18 protein-coding genes are annotated in these 20,254 nt (G+C 50.7%); 1 reads left to right on the top strand and 17 read right to left on the bottom strand.

Features of this window, described 5'->3' with window-relative positions; genetic code table 11:
• From cpsB to WBL83_RS15480, 14 genes are all read right to left on the bottom strand, one after another.
• A partial coding sequence (gene cpsB / locus WBL83_RS15545; RefSeq protein WP_424589997.1) for a mannose-1-phosphate guanyltransferase occupies positions 1–1,270 on the bottom strand: 1,270 nt, incomplete at its 3' end.
• A gap of 2 nt (positions 1,271–1,272) precedes the next feature.
• Complete coding sequence (gene wcaI / locus WBL83_RS15540) at positions 1,273–2,493, bottom strand: colanic acid biosynthesis fucosyltransferase WcaI (protein ID WP_424589996.1); 1,221 nt, start codon at positions 2,491–2,493, stop codon at positions 1,273–1,275.
• 14 nt (positions 2,494–2,507) lie between these two features.
• Positions 2,508–2,978, bottom strand: a complete 471-nt coding sequence (locus WBL83_RS15535; protein WP_424589995.1) for a GDP-mannose mannosyl hydrolase — start codon at positions 2,976–2,978, stop codon at positions 2,508–2,510.
• A gap of 2 nt (positions 2,979–2,980) precedes the next feature.
• Positions 2,981–3,946: a GDP-L-fucose synthase gene (fcl, locus tag WBL83_RS15530; protein ID WP_424589994.1), complete on the bottom strand. Its 966-nt coding sequence runs from the start codon at positions 3,944–3,946 to the stop codon at positions 2,981–2,983.
• 2 nt (positions 3,947–3,948) lie between these two features.
• The gene (gene gmd / locus WBL83_RS15525) at positions 3,949–5,070 is read right to left on the bottom strand and encodes a GDP-mannose 4,6-dehydratase (protein ID WP_424589993.1); all 1,122 of its coding nucleotides are present in this window, start codon (positions 5,068–5,070) and stop codon (positions 3,949–3,951) included.
• A gap of 112 nt (positions 5,071–5,182) precedes the next feature.
• Complete coding sequence (wcaF, locus tag WBL83_RS15520; protein WP_424589992.1) at positions 5,183–5,725, bottom strand: colanic acid biosynthesis acetyltransferase WcaF; 543 nt, start codon at positions 5,723–5,725, stop codon at positions 5,183–5,185.
• Between the two features lie 70 nt (positions 5,726–5,795).
• Positions 5,796–6,548, bottom strand: a complete 753-nt coding sequence (wcaE, locus tag WBL83_RS15515) for a colanic acid biosynthesis glycosyltransferase WcaE (protein ID WP_424589991.1) — start codon at positions 6,546–6,548, stop codon at positions 5,796–5,798.
• Between the two features lie 8 nt (positions 6,549–6,556).
• Positions 6,557–7,777 (bottom strand): colanic acid polymerase WcaD, encoded by a 1,221-nt coding sequence (wcaD, locus tag WBL83_RS15510; protein WP_424589990.1) that lies wholly within the window; start codon positions 7,775–7,777, stop codon positions 6,557–6,559.
• Positions 7,752–8,969: a glycosyltransferase gene (locus tag WBL83_RS15505; RefSeq protein ID WP_424589989.1), complete on the bottom strand. Its 1,218-nt coding sequence runs from the start codon at positions 8,967–8,969 to the stop codon at positions 7,752–7,754. The genes wcaD and WBL83_RS15505 overlap by 26 nt, the downstream gene beginning before the upstream one ends.
• Positions 8,966–9,451 carry a colanic acid biosynthesis acetyltransferase WcaB gene (gene wcaB / locus WBL83_RS15500; RefSeq protein ID WP_424589988.1) on the bottom strand — a complete coding sequence of 162 codons (486 nt, stop codon included), beginning with the start codon at positions 9,449–9,451 and terminating at the stop codon, positions 8,966–8,968. The genes WBL83_RS15505 and wcaB overlap by 4 nt, the downstream gene beginning before the upstream one ends.
• A 2-nt stretch (positions 9,452–9,453) precedes the next feature.
• Positions 9,454–10,290 (bottom strand): colanic acid biosynthesis glycosyltransferase WcaA, encoded by an 837-nt coding sequence (gene wcaA / locus WBL83_RS15495; RefSeq protein ID WP_424589987.1) that lies wholly within the window; start codon positions 10,288–10,290, stop codon positions 9,454–9,456.
• A gap of 183 nt (positions 10,291–10,473) precedes the next feature.
• The gene (gene wzc / locus WBL83_RS15490) at positions 10,474–12,642 is read right to left on the bottom strand and encodes a tyrosine-protein kinase Wzc (RefSeq protein WP_424589986.1); all 2,169 of its coding nucleotides are present in this window, start codon (positions 12,640–12,642) and stop codon (positions 10,474–10,476) included.
• A gap of 2 nt (positions 12,643–12,644) precedes the next feature.
• Positions 12,645–13,088, bottom strand: a complete 444-nt coding sequence (gene wzb, locus WBL83_RS15485; protein ID WP_424589985.1) for a low molecular weight protein-tyrosine-phosphatase Wzb — start codon at positions 13,086–13,088, stop codon at positions 12,645–12,647.
• A 6-nt stretch (positions 13,089–13,094) separates the two neighbouring features.
• Positions 13,095–14,228, bottom strand: a complete 1,134-nt coding sequence (locus tag WBL83_RS15480) for a polysaccharide export protein (RefSeq protein WP_424589984.1) — start codon at positions 14,226–14,228, stop codon at positions 13,095–13,097.
• A gap of 737 nt (positions 14,229–14,965) precedes the next feature.
• Here WBL83_RS15480 and WBL83_RS15475 point away from each other — a divergent pair.
• Complete coding sequence (locus WBL83_RS15475; RefSeq protein ID WP_424589983.1) at positions 14,966–16,546, top strand: TerC family protein; 1,581 nt, start codon at positions 14,966–14,968, stop codon at positions 16,544–16,546.
• 175 nt (positions 16,547–16,721) lie between these two features.
• Here WBL83_RS15475 and asmA read toward each other — a convergent pair whose 3' ends face one another.
• The 3 genes from asmA to udk form a co-directional block, all read right to left on the bottom strand.
• Positions 16,722–18,566: an outer membrane assembly protein AsmA gene (asmA, locus tag WBL83_RS15470; protein WP_424589982.1), complete on the bottom strand. Its 1,845-nt coding sequence runs from the start codon at positions 18,564–18,566 to the stop codon at positions 16,722–16,724.
• Positions 18,567–18,589: 23 nt separating this feature from the next.
• A complete protein-coding gene (gene dcd, locus WBL83_RS15465) occupies positions 18,590–19,171 on the bottom strand; it encodes a dCTP deaminase (protein ID WP_424589981.1) in 582 nt (193 codons plus the stop codon).
• Between the two features lie 149 nt (positions 19,172–19,320).
• Positions 19,321–19,962 carry a uridine kinase gene (gene udk, locus WBL83_RS15460; RefSeq protein ID WP_064545187.1) on the bottom strand — a complete coding sequence of 214 codons (642 nt, stop codon included), beginning with the start codon at positions 19,960–19,962 and terminating at the stop codon, positions 19,321–19,323.
• Positions 19,963–20,254: the final 292 nt, after the last annotated feature.

Below are 20,254 nucleotides of genomic sequence, written 5' to 3'. Positions count from 1 at the left end.
GCGTGACTTTCGCGGTCCCCGCCACCACAATCCAGTGCTCGGCGCGGTGGTGGTGCATCTGCAGTGAAAGACCTTCGCCCGGTTTCACGGTAATGCGTTTCACCTGGTAGCGTTCGCCTTCATCGATGGAGTCGTATTTGCCCCACGGGCGATACACTTCGCGGTGATTGTGGTGTTCATGGCGGCCATCAAATTTGATCTGCTCAACCACCTTTTTCACGCTTTGCACGTGGTCGCGGTCGGCAATCAGTACCGCATCTTTGGTCTGGACAACGATCAAATCTTTCACGCCAACGGTGGTGACCAGACCCGATTCCGCATAGATATAGCTGTTTTCGGAATCGTGACTAATAACGTCGCCATGGTGCACATTACCTTGCTGATTCTTGGCGCTGATATCCCACAACGATGACCATGAACCGACATCGCTCCAGCCTGCATCCATAGGCACCACAACCGCATCCGCAGTTTTTTCCATTACCGCGTAATCAATAGATTCGTCAGGACAGGCGAGGAATGCCGCTTCGTCCACACGGACAAAATCCAGATCCGGGTCGATGTTCGCCATCGCTTTTTCGCAGGCGCTGAGAATATCCGGACGGAATTTTTTCAGCTCTTCGAGGTAACGGCCAGCGCGGAACAGGAACATGCCGCTGTTCCAGTAATACTCACCGCTGGCAACATAAGCCTGCGCGGTAGTTAAATCTGGTTTTTCCACGAACTGTGCGACGCCAAATGCAACGGCATCAACATCAGGCGTGTTGGAATTAGCAATTTCGCCACGACGAATATAGCCATAACCGGTTTCTGGCAGGTCAGGAACGATACCAAAGGTCACCAGTTTCCCTGCGTTGGCATACGGCAGCGCGTTACGTACCGCTTCACGAAATGCCTCTTCGTTCTGAATCACATGGTCAGCCGCGAGGATCAACATCAGTGGATCTTGTTCCGGCTGATTACGCACGGCCGCAAGCGCTGCCAGCGCGATAGCCGGTGCAGTGTTACGTCCGGCAGGCTCGAGAACGATATTTTCCGTCAGCTTGTTTAGCTCACGTAGCTGCTCCGCCACAATAAAACGATGTTCTTCGTTGCAAATCACCACCGGGCTTTCGCACTCCACGCCGTTCAAACGGCTAATGGTGGTTTGCAACATCGTCAGTTCCCCTTTCAGGCACAGGAACTGTTTCGGGTAAAGCACGCGGGACAACGGCCACAAGCGGCTACCGTTACCACCCGCCATAATGACCGGATAGAGTTGTGGTTGAGCCATAATTAACCCCGAATATCTAAGATGAACTGGTTCAGCACGCTGTCTTTCTCCAGCGTACGCTCGGCATATTCACATGCCACCGTATTGTGTTCCGGCAATTGCAGGCAGCGCTCGATGCCATCGGCTAACGCGTCTACCGATTCCGGCTCGACACACACGGCAATTCCGGACCAGGCATCGCAAAGTTGGCCGAGTTCGGTATCACGTTCTGCGGTAATCACCGCATTACCGCCCACGGCAAGAATATTGGTCAGTTTGGATGGCAGAACCGCATCCGCCGCGCCCCGGCGCTGGATAACCAAATGGCAATCCGCGAGATGCAGTAATGCTGGCAACGCGTCGTAAGGCTGCAACGGATGGAACACCACGTTGTGCAATCCCTTCTCCTGCGCCTGTTTTTGCAAACGCGCTTTTCCGCCGCCCTGCCCGACAATCACAAATAAATACGGTTGATTCTCCATACGCTGCGCCACTTCAATGACGGTTTCCAGCCCCTGCTTTTCTCCGATATTGCCGGAGTAAAGAATGATTTTTTTATCTTCAGGCAGCTGTAAACGGGTGCGCACCGCTTGTACATCTTCATGGGAGATACCGCGAAAACGTTCAACTTCCGACCAGTTAGGAAAGAAGATCACTTTTTGCGGATCGACGCCCTTTTCCATCGCTTTGTTCATCATCGAACGCGAAATGGTCGAAACATTGTCAACGTTGTGCAGCCCGCTTTGTTCAAAGCGGGTCGCCAGTCGGGCGACTTTGCCCTGCTTTTTGCCCGCCATGCCCAGGCCGAGCATCGCGTCGACTTCGTAATCCTGGATATGCAGCAAGGTGCGCGCGCCACTCAGTTTTGCGAGCAGGCGCATGCCTGGTACGCAAAACAGCGTTGGCACTACGCCAATAATGCGATCCGGCTTCCAGCGACGTTGCGCCAGCAGCGGGAAGAATGAGCTCAGCGCAAAGCTGCCCAGATGGATCAGGCGCTTTAACGTTGAAGGCTGTTTTGGTACATACAGCGGGCAGCGCCAGACGGTGGCTGCACCCACTTCTTTTTTGTACTTCCAGGCGGAGTAATCTGGATGCACTTCCCAGACCGGATAGTAAGGTGGTGCGGTAATGACCCGCACCTCATGACCCTGGCGCGTCATCCATTCAACCATCTCACCGGTATATTTACCGATGCCTGTCAGCTCCGGTGAGTAGTTAATGCCGTATACAAGAATCTTCATTTGCACATTATCCTTCAGCCTGCTTCTGCGTTGCCCGCAAGAAAGTAAGCCCGGCTGTTGTCATGCACATCATCACGTTCGAGCAATTCCGCTGGCGTTAACCAGCGATAAGCACTGTGCTGCGCATCAGGCAGTTGCAGCACACTTGCCTCTACTCGCAGACGGAACCCCAGAACCACGTAGTGGGTGGAGAAATCCGTCCCGGAGAAGTTGTCGTCATAGAAATGCTGCCACACACCGTAAAACTCACCGTCTGCGAGGGTGAACGCTTGACCTAATTCCACTTCGGTTAAGCGCGCAAATGCGTGCTCCAGCGTTTCATCTTTCTGTACCCGGCCACCCGGCACGAACCAGTAGTTCTGCGCCGGGCGCTGAGTGCGTTGCCCCAACAGAAACTCGCCGTCCTGATTTTCAACAATCAGGTCGATGGAGATAAGCGGCGTGGAACGCACGACCGTTGCGAAGTCTTCAGCACTCAGGAACATGCCTACCCCCGGAACCGTTGCTGGTTTTCGAGGAACCACTGGTAGGTACTCGCAAGACCCGGCTCCAGGGTGATTTCCGGATACCAGCCCAGGCGGCGCAGCCGCGTCACATCCAGCAATTTGCGTGGCGTACCATCAGGTTTGGTGGCATCGAACACCACGCGACCGCGATAACCCGTCACTTTCGCGATGGTTTGCGCCAGCTCGCGGATGGTGCAATCGACACCGGTACCGACGTTGATATGCGAAAGCATTGGCTGGGTGTTTTCCTGCCACACTTCGCTCGCCAGTTCCATAATGTGGATGCTGGCTGCCGCCATATCATCAACGTGCAGGAATTCGCGCATTGGCGTACCGCTGCCCCACACCACCACATCAGGCGTATTCTGCTGAGTCGCTTCATGGAAACGACGCAGCAACGCCGGGATGACGTGGGAATTGCTCGGGTGGAAGTTATCGTGCGGGCCATACAAATTGGTTGGCATTACCGAACGATAATCGCGACCAAACTGGCGGTTGTATGACTCGCACAGTTTAATGCCCGCGATTTTGGCAATCGCATACGGCTCATTGGTCGCTTCGAGTGTGCCCTGCAGCAACTCGCTTTCCGCCATTGGCTGATTGGCCATCTTCGGATAAATGCACGATGAACCGAGGAACAGCAGCTTATTCACGTTGTGCGTATGGGCACTGTGAATAATGTTGGCCTCAATCATCATGTTTTCGTAGATGAAGTCAGCAGGATAAGTATTGTTCGCCACAATACCGCCCACTTTCGCCGCTGCCAGATAAACCTGATCGATACGCTCTTCGGCGAAGAACGCGTTAACCGCGGCACCATCCAGCAGATTCAGTTCATCACGTCCACGCAGCACCAGTTCAACGTCTGCACGTTGCTCAAGCTGGCGGACTATGGCAGAGCCGACCATCCCACGATGGCCAGCAACAAAGATACGGTGTTTATTCATGCTCAGGACTCCAGCGCGATGGCAACCTCGTAGCCGTGTGACTTAAGCAACGAGTGTTTTTTCGCCGCTTCGAGGTCTTTAGCAACCATTTCGCCGACCATTTCTTGCAGTGTGATTTCTGGTTTCCAGCCCAGTTTTTCGTGCGCTTTGGTTGGGTCGCCCAGCAGGGTTTCCACTTCAGCAGGACGGAAGTAACGCGGGTCGACAGAAACAATCACATCGCCTGGCTTCACACCCGGTGCATCGTGGCCGGTCACGGAAACAACAATGCCTTTCTCTTCAACACCGGTGCCTTCAAAGCGCAGTTTGATACCGAGTTGAGCGGCCGCCATTTCCACGAACTGGCGTACGGAGTACTGCACACCGGTGGCAATCACGAAGTCTTCCGGGGTTTCTTGTTGCAGCATCATCCACTGCATTTTCACGTAGTCTTTGGCATGGCCCCAGTCACGCAGGGAATCCATGTTCCCCAGATACAGGCATTTTTCCAGGCCCTGTGCGATGTTGGCGATAGCGCGGGTAATTTTGCGGGTCACGAAGGTTTCGCCACGACGTGGGGATTCGTGGTTGAACAGAATACCGTTACACGCATACATGCCGTAGGATTCGCGATAGTTTACGGTTATCCAGTAGGCATAAAGTTTGGCGACCGCATACGGGGAGCGCGGATAGAAAGGTGTGGTCTCTTTCTGCGGAGTTTCCTGCACCAGGCCATACAGCTCAGAAGTGGATGCCTGATAGAAACGGGTTTTCTTCTCAAGACCTAAGAAACGAATCGCTTCCAGCAGACGTAAAGTGCCCATCGCATCAACATCGGCGGTGTATTCCGGTGACTCAAAAGAAACCGCTACGTGGCTCATTGCCCCCAGGTTATACACTTCATCCGGCTGCACTTCGGAAAGAATACGGGTCAGGTTGGAGCTGTCCGTCAGATCACCGTAGTGCAGATGGAATTTTGGATTACCTGAATGAGGATCCTGGTAAATATGATCAACACGTTCGGTATTGAATGAAGATGCACGACGTTTGATGCCATGAACTTCGTAACCTTTTTCCAGCAGCAGTTCCGCCAGATAAGAGCCGTCTTGTCCGGTAACACCCGTGATGAGAGCTACTTTAGTCATAATAGATTTTCCTCTTTAAAAACCAGGTTCTGATTTGTCAGTCCGTAGGGTGGATAAACGAAGTGTCATCCACCGCAATGTCGGATGACGCAGGCTTATCCGACCTACATGTCTACAAAGCTCGATCTCGTATTTTTATTGCTGGGTTACCCCGGCATACGGCATTAGCCGGTAATGATTTATAAACGCTGCTACGTGCACCGACGACGGTGCCATTTCCAATAGTGACGCCGGGAGAGACAAATACATCGGTTGCCAGCCAGCATTTTTCGCCAATAACGATCGGGGTGGCGGTAATATCAAAATGCTTGCTCATATAATCGTGGCTACCGGTACATAAATAACACTTTTGTGACACCACAGAATTGGCACCAATCGTAATATCGCCCAGCGTATACAACACCGCGTCATCTCCAACCCAGGCATAATCACCTAACGTTAATTTCCATGGATAGGTAATTTTGACTGAGGGACGAATCACCACACCTTTACCAATTCGTGCGCCAAATAAACGTAATAAGAATGCACGCCAGCGATAAAATATTTGTGGTGACCAGGCAAATAATGTTGCCTGAACTGCCCACCACAGTTGAACTTTAATAGGATTGCCCCCGCGAAAACCTTTCGGCACCGAGAAGCCATTTAATTCCTGCATGATATTCCCTTCGTTTTATTGTCGGATGATGCTGCGCTTATCCGACCTACGAAACCTGTCCTTTACGAAACTACGCCTTGTTGTACATGGCCTTTGCTTTACCGGTGGTACGCAAACGCAACTTATAAGATAACTCTGCAATAAAGCCAGGAACGCCTAATATTTTACGCTGCACATTTTTTGCATCATGGCACAATTCAATATTATTCGACGTTGATACGCCGCCCATTGAAAATTCAGAGACGAAGCCCTTGACACGTTTAAAAGCGTAACCACTTTTATACATTTTCGCGGTCAAAGCATAATCTGATGAAACTTTATATTGCAGGTCGTACGGGTATTTGCGTAACCCGGTTACCGGAAAAAAAATCGCCTGATGGCTGGCAGGTAAGCTGTGATAAATATACCAACCCTGCTTGGCACGACGCGCGATTTTTGTCCCGTCACCGAAGTCTAATAATGCATCGCCAATCACCATCGCATTATCGCTCAAGGGCATGGCAGCAAGCTGATGGGCGACGTCTGCTATCTCCGGATGGAAGATATCACCTGAATTGAGGAACAAGGCATAACGGCCCTGGGCCATATCAATTCCTTTGTTCATCGCATCATAGATGCCGTTATCTGGTTCGCTGACATAACGTAAGTTGTACTGTCCATTGAGATTTTGCAGAAATTCTGCCGTACCGTCGTTTGAAGCGCCATCCACCACAATCCACTCAAATGTGATACCTGAAGCCTTCGCAAGATGAGCCAGCGACTGCCAGGTTTTTTCTATTCCGGCGAGATTTTTATAAGCAACGGTGATGACACTTAATAACATAATGGACCTCAGGTGTTCGTAATATTGAGTGCCTTGCGTAAAATAAAGGGACACACAATTAAGAACGCATATTCAGGGCTAAAAATCGAGCCGGTAAAAAACAGTGACATCGGCATAAACAGCCAGAGTTGCACACGGTAATTTTCATTATTACCAAACGCCGTGCGCATCATTTTAATGACTTTCGACATATACCAAATTGTCAGTATTACAGCAAACCAGGAAAAATAAATAATCAGGAGATACAAACCATTGTCTACTGTTTTACCGACATCCGCACCGTTAAAGATTCCGAATGATGCGACATATTCATATAAAGATCCGAAACGCACTACCCCGTCGATATTGCTTAATGAATATCCAACCATCGCGAGCGGACCAATAATACGGTAATACGACGACGAGCCTTCGGTTCCCAAATCACCCAGACGTGTAGCGATATAAGGAAACGCGAATACTAACCCTACTAAAAATACGGAAAGAGAGATAATCGCCAGTGGCAACTTCTTCTTGATGGCATTTTTATTAAGGTACTGAAATGCCCATTCCAGAAGATAAAACAGGATAAAAGTCATTACCCCTGAAAATGATCCTGAAAGAACTATCCCTAACAGAATCATACCATCAACTTTTGGTGTTTTGATACCGAACTGTTTGATGCTGAGCCAAATTGAGATTAATGCCAGAGCAAAAAATGCCGGCTCAAAATAGAGCGCTGTTGTTCGCTTACCACCGAAGCTAATAAAGTTCAGAACATAGCTATTACTGTATATAAGAAACTTCGAAATTTTCTCAATCAGGCTACTGCCGCCCGTCAGAATAATCTGAGCCATTTCCGCCGCGGCCAACATAACCACAATACCTACGACGCAATAAAATACCCTTAAAATTTTACGGTGATTGCGTTGTGAAATAGTTTTGAAGCGGCAGCTCCAGGTCATCGCCAGAATCAGCACGATATAGACAAACAATAATGTCGAGGTGACATATTTGCTGGCATTAAGCGATTGGCCGAAGATGTAGTTAAATGCTGTCAGCCCCGCACCGATGCCCAATGCAATCATCAATTTTTTGACGCTGATGCGTTCAATATACAAAAAGAGGATTGCCGGCAAGAAGGTGACTATCGTAATGGGGAAGCTTTCTCCCAATGAGGCCAACTTGACGTTGACCACCAGATAGATGAACGGTAACAGCAGATAACTACAGATTTTGATAGAACGAGACATACTCCTCCAGCATCTGTTGTCCACTGAAAGCCTGGCGGCTGGCGCTTTTGAACGCCTGCAACTCTTTGCCAAACACCTGCTGCGCCAACTGCTCTTTAGGCATTTTCACCAGTTCAAGCACGCGCTCATCGTTAAAGGTTTTGCCGCCCACTTTTCGCAGCACTTCATCTGCCGCTTCACTTTGAGTGGCAACAACCGGCACGCCAATCGACAATGCTTCGCACAAAATCAGCGGATAGTTATCCACCTGCGAGCTAAACACTAACGAGTCCATCTGGTTAAGCTGGCTCATCAGCGCTTTTTTATCCGTCATGTAGCCGTGGTTAACGACGTTCGGGCCGTTAAAGGGCGAGAACTTACCGAAGGTGTGCAATTCGATTTCATCCCCCAACGCCATGATTGCCTGCACCAGTTGCTGATTGGTTTTGCCGTCATAGCGCAGGTCATGGGCGACCACCGCCACTTTTGGTTTTTCGCTCGCCGTATGGGTAAGAGGCAGTTCAGCGAGGATCGCCTCGGTTGCTACATCAATGCCGTTATTAATGATTTTGCAGCGCCCTGCCCCGTAAATGCGGTTAAAGGCGTCGGCCACATGCTGGCTTGGGGAGATAAACTGGCAACCCAGCGCCAGCATTTCACGGAACAACTGGCGCTTGGAATCGATAAGCAGATGCGCACGGTCTCGTTTTACTGGCGGATAGTTATTTAAAGACGGGCATTTTTGGCAGCCTGTTTTCCAGCCATCACAACCATCGAGAAACGCGCAGCGCCCGGTGATGCTCCAGTGATCGTGCAGCGTCCAGACAAAAGTCACATCCGCTTTATGCGCCTTCACGCGCTGGCAAAAGGTCACCATCTCTTCGAGATTCAACCAGTAGCTGTGGACGACATGGAAATGCAGAACCACCGGACCCGCAGCGCGGGTCACTTTGCGGTACAGATTATTCAGGTTGCCAAACGGGTCGCGGTTAAAAAAGCGAAATAACACAATGTTGGCAATAGCCGTCAGACGCGGGGTGTGTTTTTCAACACCCTCGAATTTATCGTGGCTGGCGCTTTTCTTCCCGCCTTTGCCGTAACCGTAGATAAAACGTGAGCGCAGACCCGCGGCCCGGGCACGTTGGTGGAGATCGAGTGCCACACCCGCAGCGCCTCCTTCGGCGAGGCGAACGTTAAATTGCATAATATTCATTTAATTACCTTAACTCGCGCTTTCTCACCGACGACCAGCGCATTGTCCGGCACGTTGTCCAGCACCACACTACCCGCACCAACCACCACGTTATTACCCAACGTGATATCACCAATAATCACTACGTTGGCACCCAGATCCACACCGTTGCCAATCACCGGGCAATCATTGCTTTTGCTGCGATTGCCGATGGTGACGCCGTGACGGATAGTGAAATCATCTCCGGCGACCACGAATTTATTAATCACCACCGCATAACCGTGATGAATGGTGAAACGCCGACCGATAGTGGCTCCTGCCTGGATTTCATAGCCAAACAGGCACTCGGTGATAAAGCGATACAGCAAAATAATCGGAGCCGCCCAGAGATTATTGATGACGCTTTTTTTGCGCCACACCGAGCAAAAATGCGCGATGCGGTAAGCCATCACCATGCAGCACGGTCGTAAGCTCCAGGAGTTTGCGCGAAGATCTTCAAGCACCGTTATTTCCCCCGTAATCCATCAGCCAGGCGTTTGGTGTTGCGCACACTCAACAGCGCTAACAACGTGCGCAACGACATGCGCTTGTTACGGATCTGGTAGAGGGTAAACAGTTGGTATTTCTTACTGGCCCGGTCGAATTTGTCTTTGTGCTTTTGATAGAAGTGGAAGTAACCGGCGAACTTTTTCGGGGATTTAGTTATCTGCATTTCGCCGTGATTGATATGCAGAATTTGCGTGGCTTCTTCCACTTTCCACGGTTGGCCGTACTCCACCACCATGCGCAGGAAAATGTCGTAATCCTGAGCGGCCGCCAGTGTGGTATCAAACAGGCAGGCTTTGAAACGGTCGGCATAGGTAAATACCTGATTGCCAATAATATTGCGCTTATAAAACAGCTTTAAAGAAAACGGTGATTTCGGGTAGAGCGGCAAACTGGCGGGCTGGGAGTAAACCTGACCTTCGCAAACGTAGTCATTGGCATACAAAAAGGCGTGCGTCACCAGTTGATGTTTGTGTTCCAGGAAGACCGACAGACGATTGGGGGTCCATTCATCATCGTCATCAATACCTGTAATCAACTCCCCCGTCGCCTGGCTGATGGCCTGGTTACGCACCGAGCACGCACCGGAGTTGAACTCATTGCGGACGTAGCGCACGCGCGCATCGCCCAGTTCATCAACAAAACGCTGCAACTGCTCATACGAGGAAGAACAGTCGTCCACGATTAACATTTCCCAGTGTTCATAATCCTGGCGTAGCACCGATTTAATGGCGCGGATCGCCAACTGCTGACGGTTCCATGTCGGCATATAAATAGAAATAAGCGGGTTATTCATGGCATACCCCAAGTGTTGTTATGAAACAACCCTCATCCCACCCTTCTCCCTGAGGGAGAAGGAGAAAACCGTACCGTCCCCTCTCCCGGGGGAGAGGGTTAGGGTGAGGGCGTAACCTTCAATTATTTCGCATCAGAAATCCAGGGCGGATAAGCGAAGCGTCATCCGCCGGGTGGTGTCTGATTATTTCGCGTCAGATTTATATTCGTACTCGTAGTAACCATAATCTTCATATCCCGCTGCACGGCGGAAGATAGAGTTGAGGATCACGCCGCGTACGTTGATGCCATTTTGTTCAAAGCGGCTGAGGCTGGTTTCCACTTCTTTAAGCGTATTCACCGCGTAGCGCGCCACCATCAATGTGGTCCCTGCATGACGCCCAACCACAGCGGCGTCTGTTACCGCAAGTATTGGTGGGGTATCAATCAGTACCAGGTCATAATTTTTACTGGCCCATGCCACCAGTTCGGCAAAGCGCTCACTCATCAACAGTTCTGACGGATTGGATGGCACCATCCCACGCGGTATCAGGTCAAAATTAGGCACTGAGGTTTTTTGTGCACAATGGCTGATTTCAGCCTTACCCGATAACACATCCGCCAGGCCATTGGTGTTGGTGGTGCCCAGCAGTTCGTGGGTATAGCCTTTGCGCATATCGCAGTCGATAAGCAGCACGCGTTTGTTGGTCTGGCTGATGACCGCCGCGAGGTTGGCGCACACAAAGGTTTTCCCGATAGACGGGCTCACGCCGGTTAACATCAGGACATTGTTTGACGCCTGCATCATGGCGAAGTGCAGACTGGTACGCAGACTACGAATCGCTTCGATGGCCAGGTCTGTCGGGTTGCCGACAGCCAACAGTTGGCTTTGCTTGTTACGTCGCGCCCCTTTGACATTCCGCACCGTGGCGTTATCACGGGATTTCTGCCATTCAGAAAGTGGGATACTGGCATAAACCCCGATTCCCGCCTCTTCAAGTACCGCCGGGCTTTCGATGCCACGGTTGAACAAGGAACGTAACAGCACGCCCATCACTGACAACATCAAACCGAGAATAATGCTGCCGAGGATAATCAGCGCACGTTGCGGTTTCACCATGCCAGGCTGAGCAATAGCGGCATCGACAATACGCACATCGCCGACCGTGCTGGCCTCAGTGATTTTCAGCTCTTGCTGTTTGTTCAACAGCTGCATATAAACCTGCTGGCCGGATTCCACGTCACGGGTTAACCGCACGATTTCCTGTTGAGTTTTCGGCATCGCCGTCACGCGCCCGTTAAGGCGAGCTTTCTCTTCTTCGAGGGTCTGGCGTTTTTCCAGCAGCGTGCGATACGCCGGGTGAACTTTGGTGTACAGCTTGGAGATTTCAGCCTCTTTGAAGGTCAGCTCATTGAGCTGCGCATCAATATTGACCATGGTGTCGAGAACGGACTTGGCTTCAAGAGAGAGGTCTACCGAATCCTGCTGCTGGCGATAGGCATTCAGTTTATTTTCAGCCGCATCAAGACGGGAGCGCACATCTGGCAGTTGTTCGGCGAGGAATTTCAGGCTTTTCGCCGCCTCTTCCGACTTGCGCTGAACGTTCTGCTCAAGATAGTTACGGGTGATGCTATCGAGAATATCGCGGATTTTGTCGCGGTCTTCACCGGTATAAGACAGGCTCAGAACGCCGGTATCTTTGCCGTTTTCGGCTACCGTCAGGTTGCCCTGAAGCTGGTTAATCATGCCAAGCGTCGAGTATTTGGTGACCGTAAAGGTATCCCCGACCTGCGCTTTGATAGCGCTCACTTTCAGGGTGATGCCGCCCTGATTCAGCGTCTGGCCGACCTGCCCTTTGGCGCTAAATCCGTTATCGCTGGTCAGCAAATACTGCGTTGGGCTCAGCACTTCCACGGTAAAGACATTTTTGGCCTGACCGGCTGGAAGGGAAAAGGTATCGACCACCACGGTGTCATTCTGACGACCTTGCAGGCGATCCCAGCCTGCGCCCAGCAGCCAGAAACTGTTTTTCTCAACCGCGATATCGAGATTGAGATCGTCGACGGTTTTCCCCAATACCAGACGCGACTGAATCAACTGCATTTCAGCAGCAGACGCTGGCGGTTTGTTGGAGAGTGCGGAGTTAATATCATTGACCAGCGAGTTACCGGCGTTTTGTTCAATTTGCACCAGCGCATCGGCTTTATAGATGGGGGTGGCAAACAGTGCATACACCGTCGCCAGTGCCGCAAAGATTGCTGTGATCCCCAAAACCCACCAGCGGGCTTCGAGAACCGTACCAAACAATCGGCCAATATCGATTTCATCATTGCCCTCAGTCGGGGCGCTCGAACGGCGTGATTTTTCTGTCATTGTTATCCCTGATGAGCGTTGAGTGCGTGAGCCCATTTTTGGGCGCTGAGATCCAGAAGACCGTAAACCGCTTCAAAAGCGTCATGGCTTTTACGATACGGATCGGGAATTTCCCGTTCCGCATCCCAGTGACCAAACAGCATCACTTTGCCGCGCATTTCTGGAGCCATTTCGCAGATTGCGGAGATGTGGCGCTTTTCCATGGCGAGGATCAGGTCATATTCGCGGCACATTTTGCCGGAGACCTGTTTCGCACAATGCCCCTCAAGGGAGAGGTTATGCTGTTGCGCCACACGAACGGCACCGACATCAGCCCCTTTCCCCACCAGCGCCCCGAGTCCCGCAGACGTCACGGTTAACTGCGGGTGATAGCTTTTTAGTAACCGCTCAGCGGTTGGGGAACGGCAAATGTTCCCCACACAGACAACCAAAATTTTGTTGAACATAGCGCCTTACCAGGTATGGATATCTTTGGCTGCATCCGTCATATAACGAACGCCGCTGATGGTTGGCAGCAGTTGGTTAATCAGACGATTCCAACGCGTGACAGGTGCAGTGGTGACATACACCACGTCATAAGGTTGCAACTGGAATTCGGTACCCATCACCAGCGAGGTCGCATCGGACATATCAAGCTGATAAATGTTGGCAATTTTGCCGCCCTGCTTATCTTTGATTGGTCGAATAACGAAGATGCCGCTGGCGTTGGAGGCCGTCATATCCAGACCTTCGGCCTGGCCAAGCGCTTCGGTCAGCGTCATGCCGCTGAAGTCCATTTTCAGGGTGGTCTGTTTCTTCACTTCGCCCATCACGAACACTTTCAGATCGTCATTGCGCGGCACGAATAAAATGTCGCCGGGATAGAGCAAATGGTTCTGGCTCAGGTCGCCGTTTTGCATCAACGCTTGCAGGGAAATCCGTTTTTCCTGGCCGTTGTGAGTCAACACGACGTTGCGCCAGTCGGCCGCATCAGTCAGGCCGCCTGCGGCGTTGATAGCATCGAGAATAGTGAGCGGTACGTTGGTAATAGCCTGCTGACCGGATTTATTGACCTGGCCTGAGACATAGGCTTTCTGAGAGCGGAAGCCAGCGATATTAACGTCCACCTGCGGGTCTGCGATGTACGTCGCAAGACGGCTAGTAATATCACTGCGGATTTCAGACAAGGTTTTACCTGCGACTTTAACTTTGCCGACATACGGATAGAACATGGTGCCGTCCGACTGTACCCAGTTACCGGCATCGCTTGAGCTACGGTACTGACCTGCAGGGGTTGTCAGTTCAGGGTGGTCCCAGACCGTGACGTTTAACACGTCGCCTGGACCCACACGATATTGGTAGGCAGAAATTTCCTGGTCGAGAGACATATTTGGCTGCGCGACTGCTGGACGAACGCGTAATTGTTCAACCAGGCGCGGCGTTAACGGATAGACGTTAACCATGCGATCCAGATTAAAATCTGAATCTTGCTGCTTGATGACATCCTTCCCCATCGTCGACATATTGCTTCCGGGGAGGATGGTGCAACCACTCATAAGGGTTACCGACACCAATAAAGGCATCAATTTAAGTTTGTATTTTATCATTGAGTATTTATCACTATGGCAGAGTAATTATCCTGAACGAATAAAATAAGAGACTCGTTAGGTTTTTGAATGAGGCATGAATTGAAACCTGGTTGCCTTTAAAAATAACTGGCATCAATCCTAAAAAAACGCTTATTTCCCGACATCCTATTGACAGAATAATTAAGGCTTATTCTCTGGCCTTTGAGCATGCTACCGCCCCTGGCTTGCAGTCACCAACCTACTGAAAAGAGACAATTTATAAGGAGTAGCGCTGGCGGAGATTAAATCCCAAGAATTATCTTAGGAACATAAACCCGCGCCACCAGGTTAAATATCACGGCTTCAGCGAATATAAAAAAATACATCTAATATCAGATACCGATACGGATTGTTGCAGTTAACCCTATATCAGGCAAGGTACCACTGAGCAATCCCGGGACTTTTAAGAATAATATTAACAGCACAATTACACAGCTTTAGGAATTTCTTTATATTGACAGAAAATGAATAACTGATACGTCTGACGATAATATACAGATATATCTCATGTGAATTTAACGACAGAGAAAATAATGACTCCTTATTTAGCTAAAGAATTAATTATTTACCCTGGCAATTAAAAGGATATAAATGCAGGAACTCCTGGCATTTAAGCGGTTCAGCATTTATCCCGTCCACGACATTGCAATTCCTCCCCTGTTTATCCATCATTTCATTGTGACATTTGTCATCCTGTAAAAGGTTCTGAAAGAATTATGGAATGGATTGCCGACCCGTCTATCTGGGCAGGCCTCATAACACTGGTGGTTATTGAGCTGGTTCTGGGTATCGATAACCTGGTGTTTATCGCCATCCTTGCCGAAAAATTGCCTCCGGCGCAACGCGACCGCGCCCGTGTCACCGGCCTTATCCTCGCCATGTTGATGCGCTTATTGCTCCTGGCTTCAATATCCTGGCTTGTGACACTGACTCGTCCCCTGTTTCATGTAGGTGAACTCGCTTTTAGCGCCAGGGATCTGATCATGCTTTTCGGTGGCTTATTCCTGTTATTCAAAGCCACCGTGGAGTTGAATGAGCGCCTTGAAGGTAAAGACAGCGAAACACAGTCCCAGCGGCGCGGTGCGCGGTTCTGGCCTGTTGTCACGCAAATCGTGATTCTGGATGCAGTGTTTTCTCTCGATTCAGTGATTACTGCCGTGGGGATGGTGGACCATCTGGCCGTGATGATGGCGGCGGTAATTATCGCAATCTGCCTGATGCTACTGGCGAGCAAAGCGCTGACTCGCTTTGTGAACAACCATCCAACGATTGTGATTTTGTGTCTGAGCTTCCTGCTGATGATTGGTTTTAGCCTGGTGGCAGATGGCTTTGGCTACCACATTCCGAAAGGCTATTTGTACGCCGCCATTGGCTTCTCGGTGATGATTGAAAGCCTGAATCAACTTGCCATATTTAATCGCCGTCGCTTCTTATCGGCGGATCAGTCGTTACGCCAGCGTACAGCCGAAGCCGTGCTGCGTTTGTTGAACGGTAAAAAGGAAGAAGCTGAACTGGATGCACAGACCGCATCGTTGATTGCCGATCACTCGCATCAAGATGAGATCTTTGATCCGGTCGAGCGACTGATGATTGAACGGGTGCTGAATCTCAACCAGCGTACAGTGAGCAGCATCATGACCTCGCGTCATGACGTCGAATACATCAACCTGAGCGCCGCGGACGATGAAGTCCGCGCACTCCTGGATAAAAACCAACATACCCGTGTAGTGGTCACCGGCAGCGGCGACGAAATTTTGGGTGTGGTGCACGTTATTGATTTACTGCAGCAAACGTTGAAAGCTGAGCCGCTTAATCTTGAAGTGTTGATACGCCAGCCGTTGATCTTCCCTGAGACACTGACGTTGCTGGCTGCACTCGAGCAATTCCGTAACGCCAGAACGCACTTTGCTTTTGTGGTGGATGAGTTTGGTTCAGTCGAAGGGGTAGTGACATTAAGTGACGTGATGGAAACCATCGCCGGTAATTTGCCCAATGAAGTAGAAGAGATCGACGCGCGCCATGATATCCAGAAAAACCCGGATGGTAGCTGGACGGCAAACGGCCATATGCCGCTTGATGATTTAGTCCAGTACGTGCCGTTGCCGCTGGAAGACAAGCGCAACTATCACACCATTGCCGGGTTGCTTATGGAGTCGCTACAGCATATTCCGGTGACCGGTGAAACGGTTGAGGTGGGGAATTTCCTGTTACGCACCTTGCAAGTGGAGAGCCACCGGGTGCAGAAAGTGCAGATTGTACCGCTGGAAGTCGATGATGAGATGGATTACGAGGTGTGAGTCGAGAGGATAAAGTCGGATGACGCTACGCTTATCCGACCTACGATTCAGATTTTGTAGGGTGGATAAACGCAGCGATTTATAGCCGTTGTAGGGTGGATAAGCGCAGCGATTTATAGCCGTTGCAGGGCGGATAAGCGCAGCGTCATCCACCGTTACACGAAGCCTGAAACAACTACAGCTTATTCAGCAACTCCTTCACATCTTTCGATTTGCTGCTGTCTTTATGCTTATCTAACCAGTCATTCAGGCGACGTTTCGCTTCGTTTTGCAATTGCTTACGCAACACCTGGTCAACTTGTAATGAATAGTTCAGCTTCTGCCAGGGGCCATAGACGCGCAACGGGATAGGCGTGGTTTTCAGCACATCAATCAGCTTACTGTCCCCTTCCCAACCACCCAGCACGGTGACATTAAATCGGGTATCACAAAGCTGTTTGACCAAATCCAGTGAACCTTGCCCCGTCAGTTCAAGCATCGAAGATTTGCCTTCCATCTTCTTGAGCATCAGGTCACCGTTGTCGAGATTTGCCTGTGCCGAGAAGCTATCCAGCGTCGTCACGTTGTCGTAATTATCTTTGGCCTGCACATCGCCATTGCTACGAGTCACCGCTTGCTGGATCACCTGCTGGAAGTTCATCCCTTTCATCGTGGAGTGCGACATCGTAATGCTCGCATCCCCTTGCCAGCTACGGCGGAAAGCCTCGGCATTAAGTCTGTCGCCGCTAAACTCCCCTTCCATCGACAGCTTGCCAGACAACGCAATGGGATAATCGAAAGCGGTGAGGATCTGCCCGATTTCAATGTTATCGACTTTCGGCGTGAAGGTTAATTGCGGCTCGCCCTTGCGAGCATCAAGTTGGCCCGGGAACGACATGCTGCCATGGCCCAGATTCCCCATCAGTTCAGAAACCGTCAGAAGGCCGTACTGGTTATTTATCGCCGATTGCACATCGGTGAAGTCCAGCCCGCGCCAGCGCACATTGGAAGCGGCAATTTTAACCTGGGCGCTATAGCCACGCAGATTCTGATAACTGTTGTCTTCGGTGCCCGAGGCAATCACCGGACGTGCCAGTGTCGGTTGCTGCTGCGCCTTCTGGACCGTTTGAGAATTGGTGACAGCATTTGCCGCAACCAAACCATCGAGATTCAATTTATTGGCGTGCAGATCAATGACCCACTGAGGTTTATCCTCCAGCACGACGCTCGCGCTGCCTTGCAAATCGCTATCGTTTGCCGTCAATTGCAACTGACTGAGTTCGACCCGCCGTTCGGGTTCAAGCCAGCGCGCCGTCATGGTGCTGGTGCCAGAAATTCCTTTTGCAGGGAGATCGGCCCCTTGAATCTGATAATTGAGCTGAGAGATTTTGGCGCTAAGTTGCTGCGGGTAATCAGCGGCATTCAGGTCGGCCACCAGCGACAGATTCATATCGCGCTGGTCGCGATTGATCCGGCTGCTGAGTTCAATGTGCGCCTGTTTTTTATCATCCTGCTCCATGTGCAGATTGATATTACGTACCGTGATTTGTTCGTCGCCGTCATGCTGGAACACCAGCACGCTATCAACCACTTTCAATTTGGCGATGTCGAAAGACCAGCCGCGCGTATCGTCAGTTGTAGGGATGTTGCTTGATGGCCCAACTGGGGCATCTTTCGGACGTCGCTCTTCCGTTTGCGGGGTGAGTTGAATCACCGCCCCTTTAAGCATCACCTGATGAACTTGTAACTGGTGGGATATCAGCGGTATTAACGCTACATCAAGGCGCATGTTTTCAGCGCTAAGCAGCGGCTGGCTGGCCCCTGGTGCGGTAAGCGACATACGACCTGATAAAATACTGAGCTGCGGCCAGACGTGCCAACGCAGTGAACCATCTATCTTCAGCTGATAGCCACTGCGGGATTCAACCTGGCGCACCATATATTCACGAAAGTCATTGGGGTTAACCAACAGCACCAACGCAGAAAGGCCGGCTATCAGTACCACCAGCAAGATCATCAGCGTGGTTAAAAATCGTTTCATACAGTCCTCATACAGATGGGAACTCAGTCCTTATCAATACGGCTTGCAACCGCACCTTGCTGATCGCGATATTTCGCGTCCTGGCGGCTGTTATAAGGACGTGCAGCCGGGCCGGAGAGTGGCTCAAAGCTCAGTGCGCCAATCATCATGCCCGGGCGTAAGGCTAACGGCAGCTTACCGGAATTATAGAACTCAAGCACGATGCAGCCATGCCAGCCTGGGTCAATGCGGTGTGCGGTGACGTGAACCATCAGCCCCAAACGCGCTAAAGAAGAACGGCCATCTAACCAACCGACTAAATCGGCAGGCAGCGTAACCGACTCGAGCGTGACCGCCAAAGCCAACTCGCCAGGGTGCAGGTAGAAAGCATCGCCTTCGTTGAGGACGATTTCGTCACTCATCACGCGATCCAGCGCGGCACTGACTTCATCTTTAGGCCCGCTTAAATCAATAAACGGTGCGGTATGACCGCTGAAAGTACGGAATTTGTTACCCAAACGGACATCAACGGTCGCACCGCTAATGCGTTCAACTGGCGGACGAGGGGTAATCGTTAAGCGCCCGTCATCAAGCCAGGCTTCTATATCGCGGTCACACAAACGCATCGTTGATGCTCCTTATCAAGCTCAGTTTTGTTTACCCTGCCACAGCGCGCCAGAGATAGCCACGCTACGACGGGTAAATACCGGGATTACATTATTTTTTGCGAGCGAGCCAGAAGAATAGGCTCGCCGATGGCAGTTACGCCTGACAATTACTCAAAGAACTGACTGATTTTCGCCTTCAGAATATCAATGGCGATACGGTTTTTGCCCCCGCGCGGCACGATAATATCGGCATACTGCTTGGACGGTTCGATGAATTGTAAAAACATAGGACGAACGGTTTTCTGATACTGGGCCATGACAGAGTCCATTGAACGGCCACGTTCGTTAACATCACGTTTCATACGGCGCATCAGGCAAATATCCAGCGGCGTATCAACGAAAATAGAAAAGTTCATCTCTTCGCGCAGACGGGCATCCGTCAGCAACAAAATCCCTTCCAGAATGATGACTTTCTTCGGCATTAAGTGAACGGTATTACCAGTACGGGTGTGTTCCACATAGCTGTAAACAGGCAGTTCAATCGGATTACCGGCTTTCAGAGATTGAAGATGCTGGAACAGCAAGTTGTGGTCCATCGCATTAGGATGGTCGTAGTTGGTCTTAACTCGTTCTTCCATCGAAAGATGGCTTTGGTCTTTGTAGTAACTATCTTCTGGAATGACACCAATGTGTTCATCACCAACCTGATCACGCAGTTCGCGATACAGTGTGCTGGCTATAAGACTTTTACCTGAAGCCGACGCACCGGCTATCCCGATGATGACGCATTGATGGGACTTGTCAGTCATGTTGTAACGAGCCTTGTTGACTTAAATGTTGAGGAAGGGCGACGCTACATGCGTCAAACGCGGCAATTATAGGGAGATCCGCTCGCTGATACCAGAGTAATGCACTGTGGCGGGTGATTTAAGCTGACAGATGGTTAAGCCAAACGAAACCAGCGATTGCCTGGCCTTAAGACAAATCTGTTACCTGCGCGGTAAATAAGTCGGTCAAATATCACTTTTTGTGACTTCTTAATGTTAATTTAAGTTCTTCCTGCATAGGAAATGTAAATTGTTTGTACTAGCATAAACCGAA

It is taken from the genome of Buttiauxella sp., from assembly GCF_049686335.1.
Lineage (GTDB): Bacteria > Pseudomonadota > Gammaproteobacteria > Enterobacterales > Enterobacteriaceae > Buttiauxella.
Note: the sequence above shows the minus strand (reverse complement) of the source record. Positions and strands in the feature narration are given on the sequence as shown.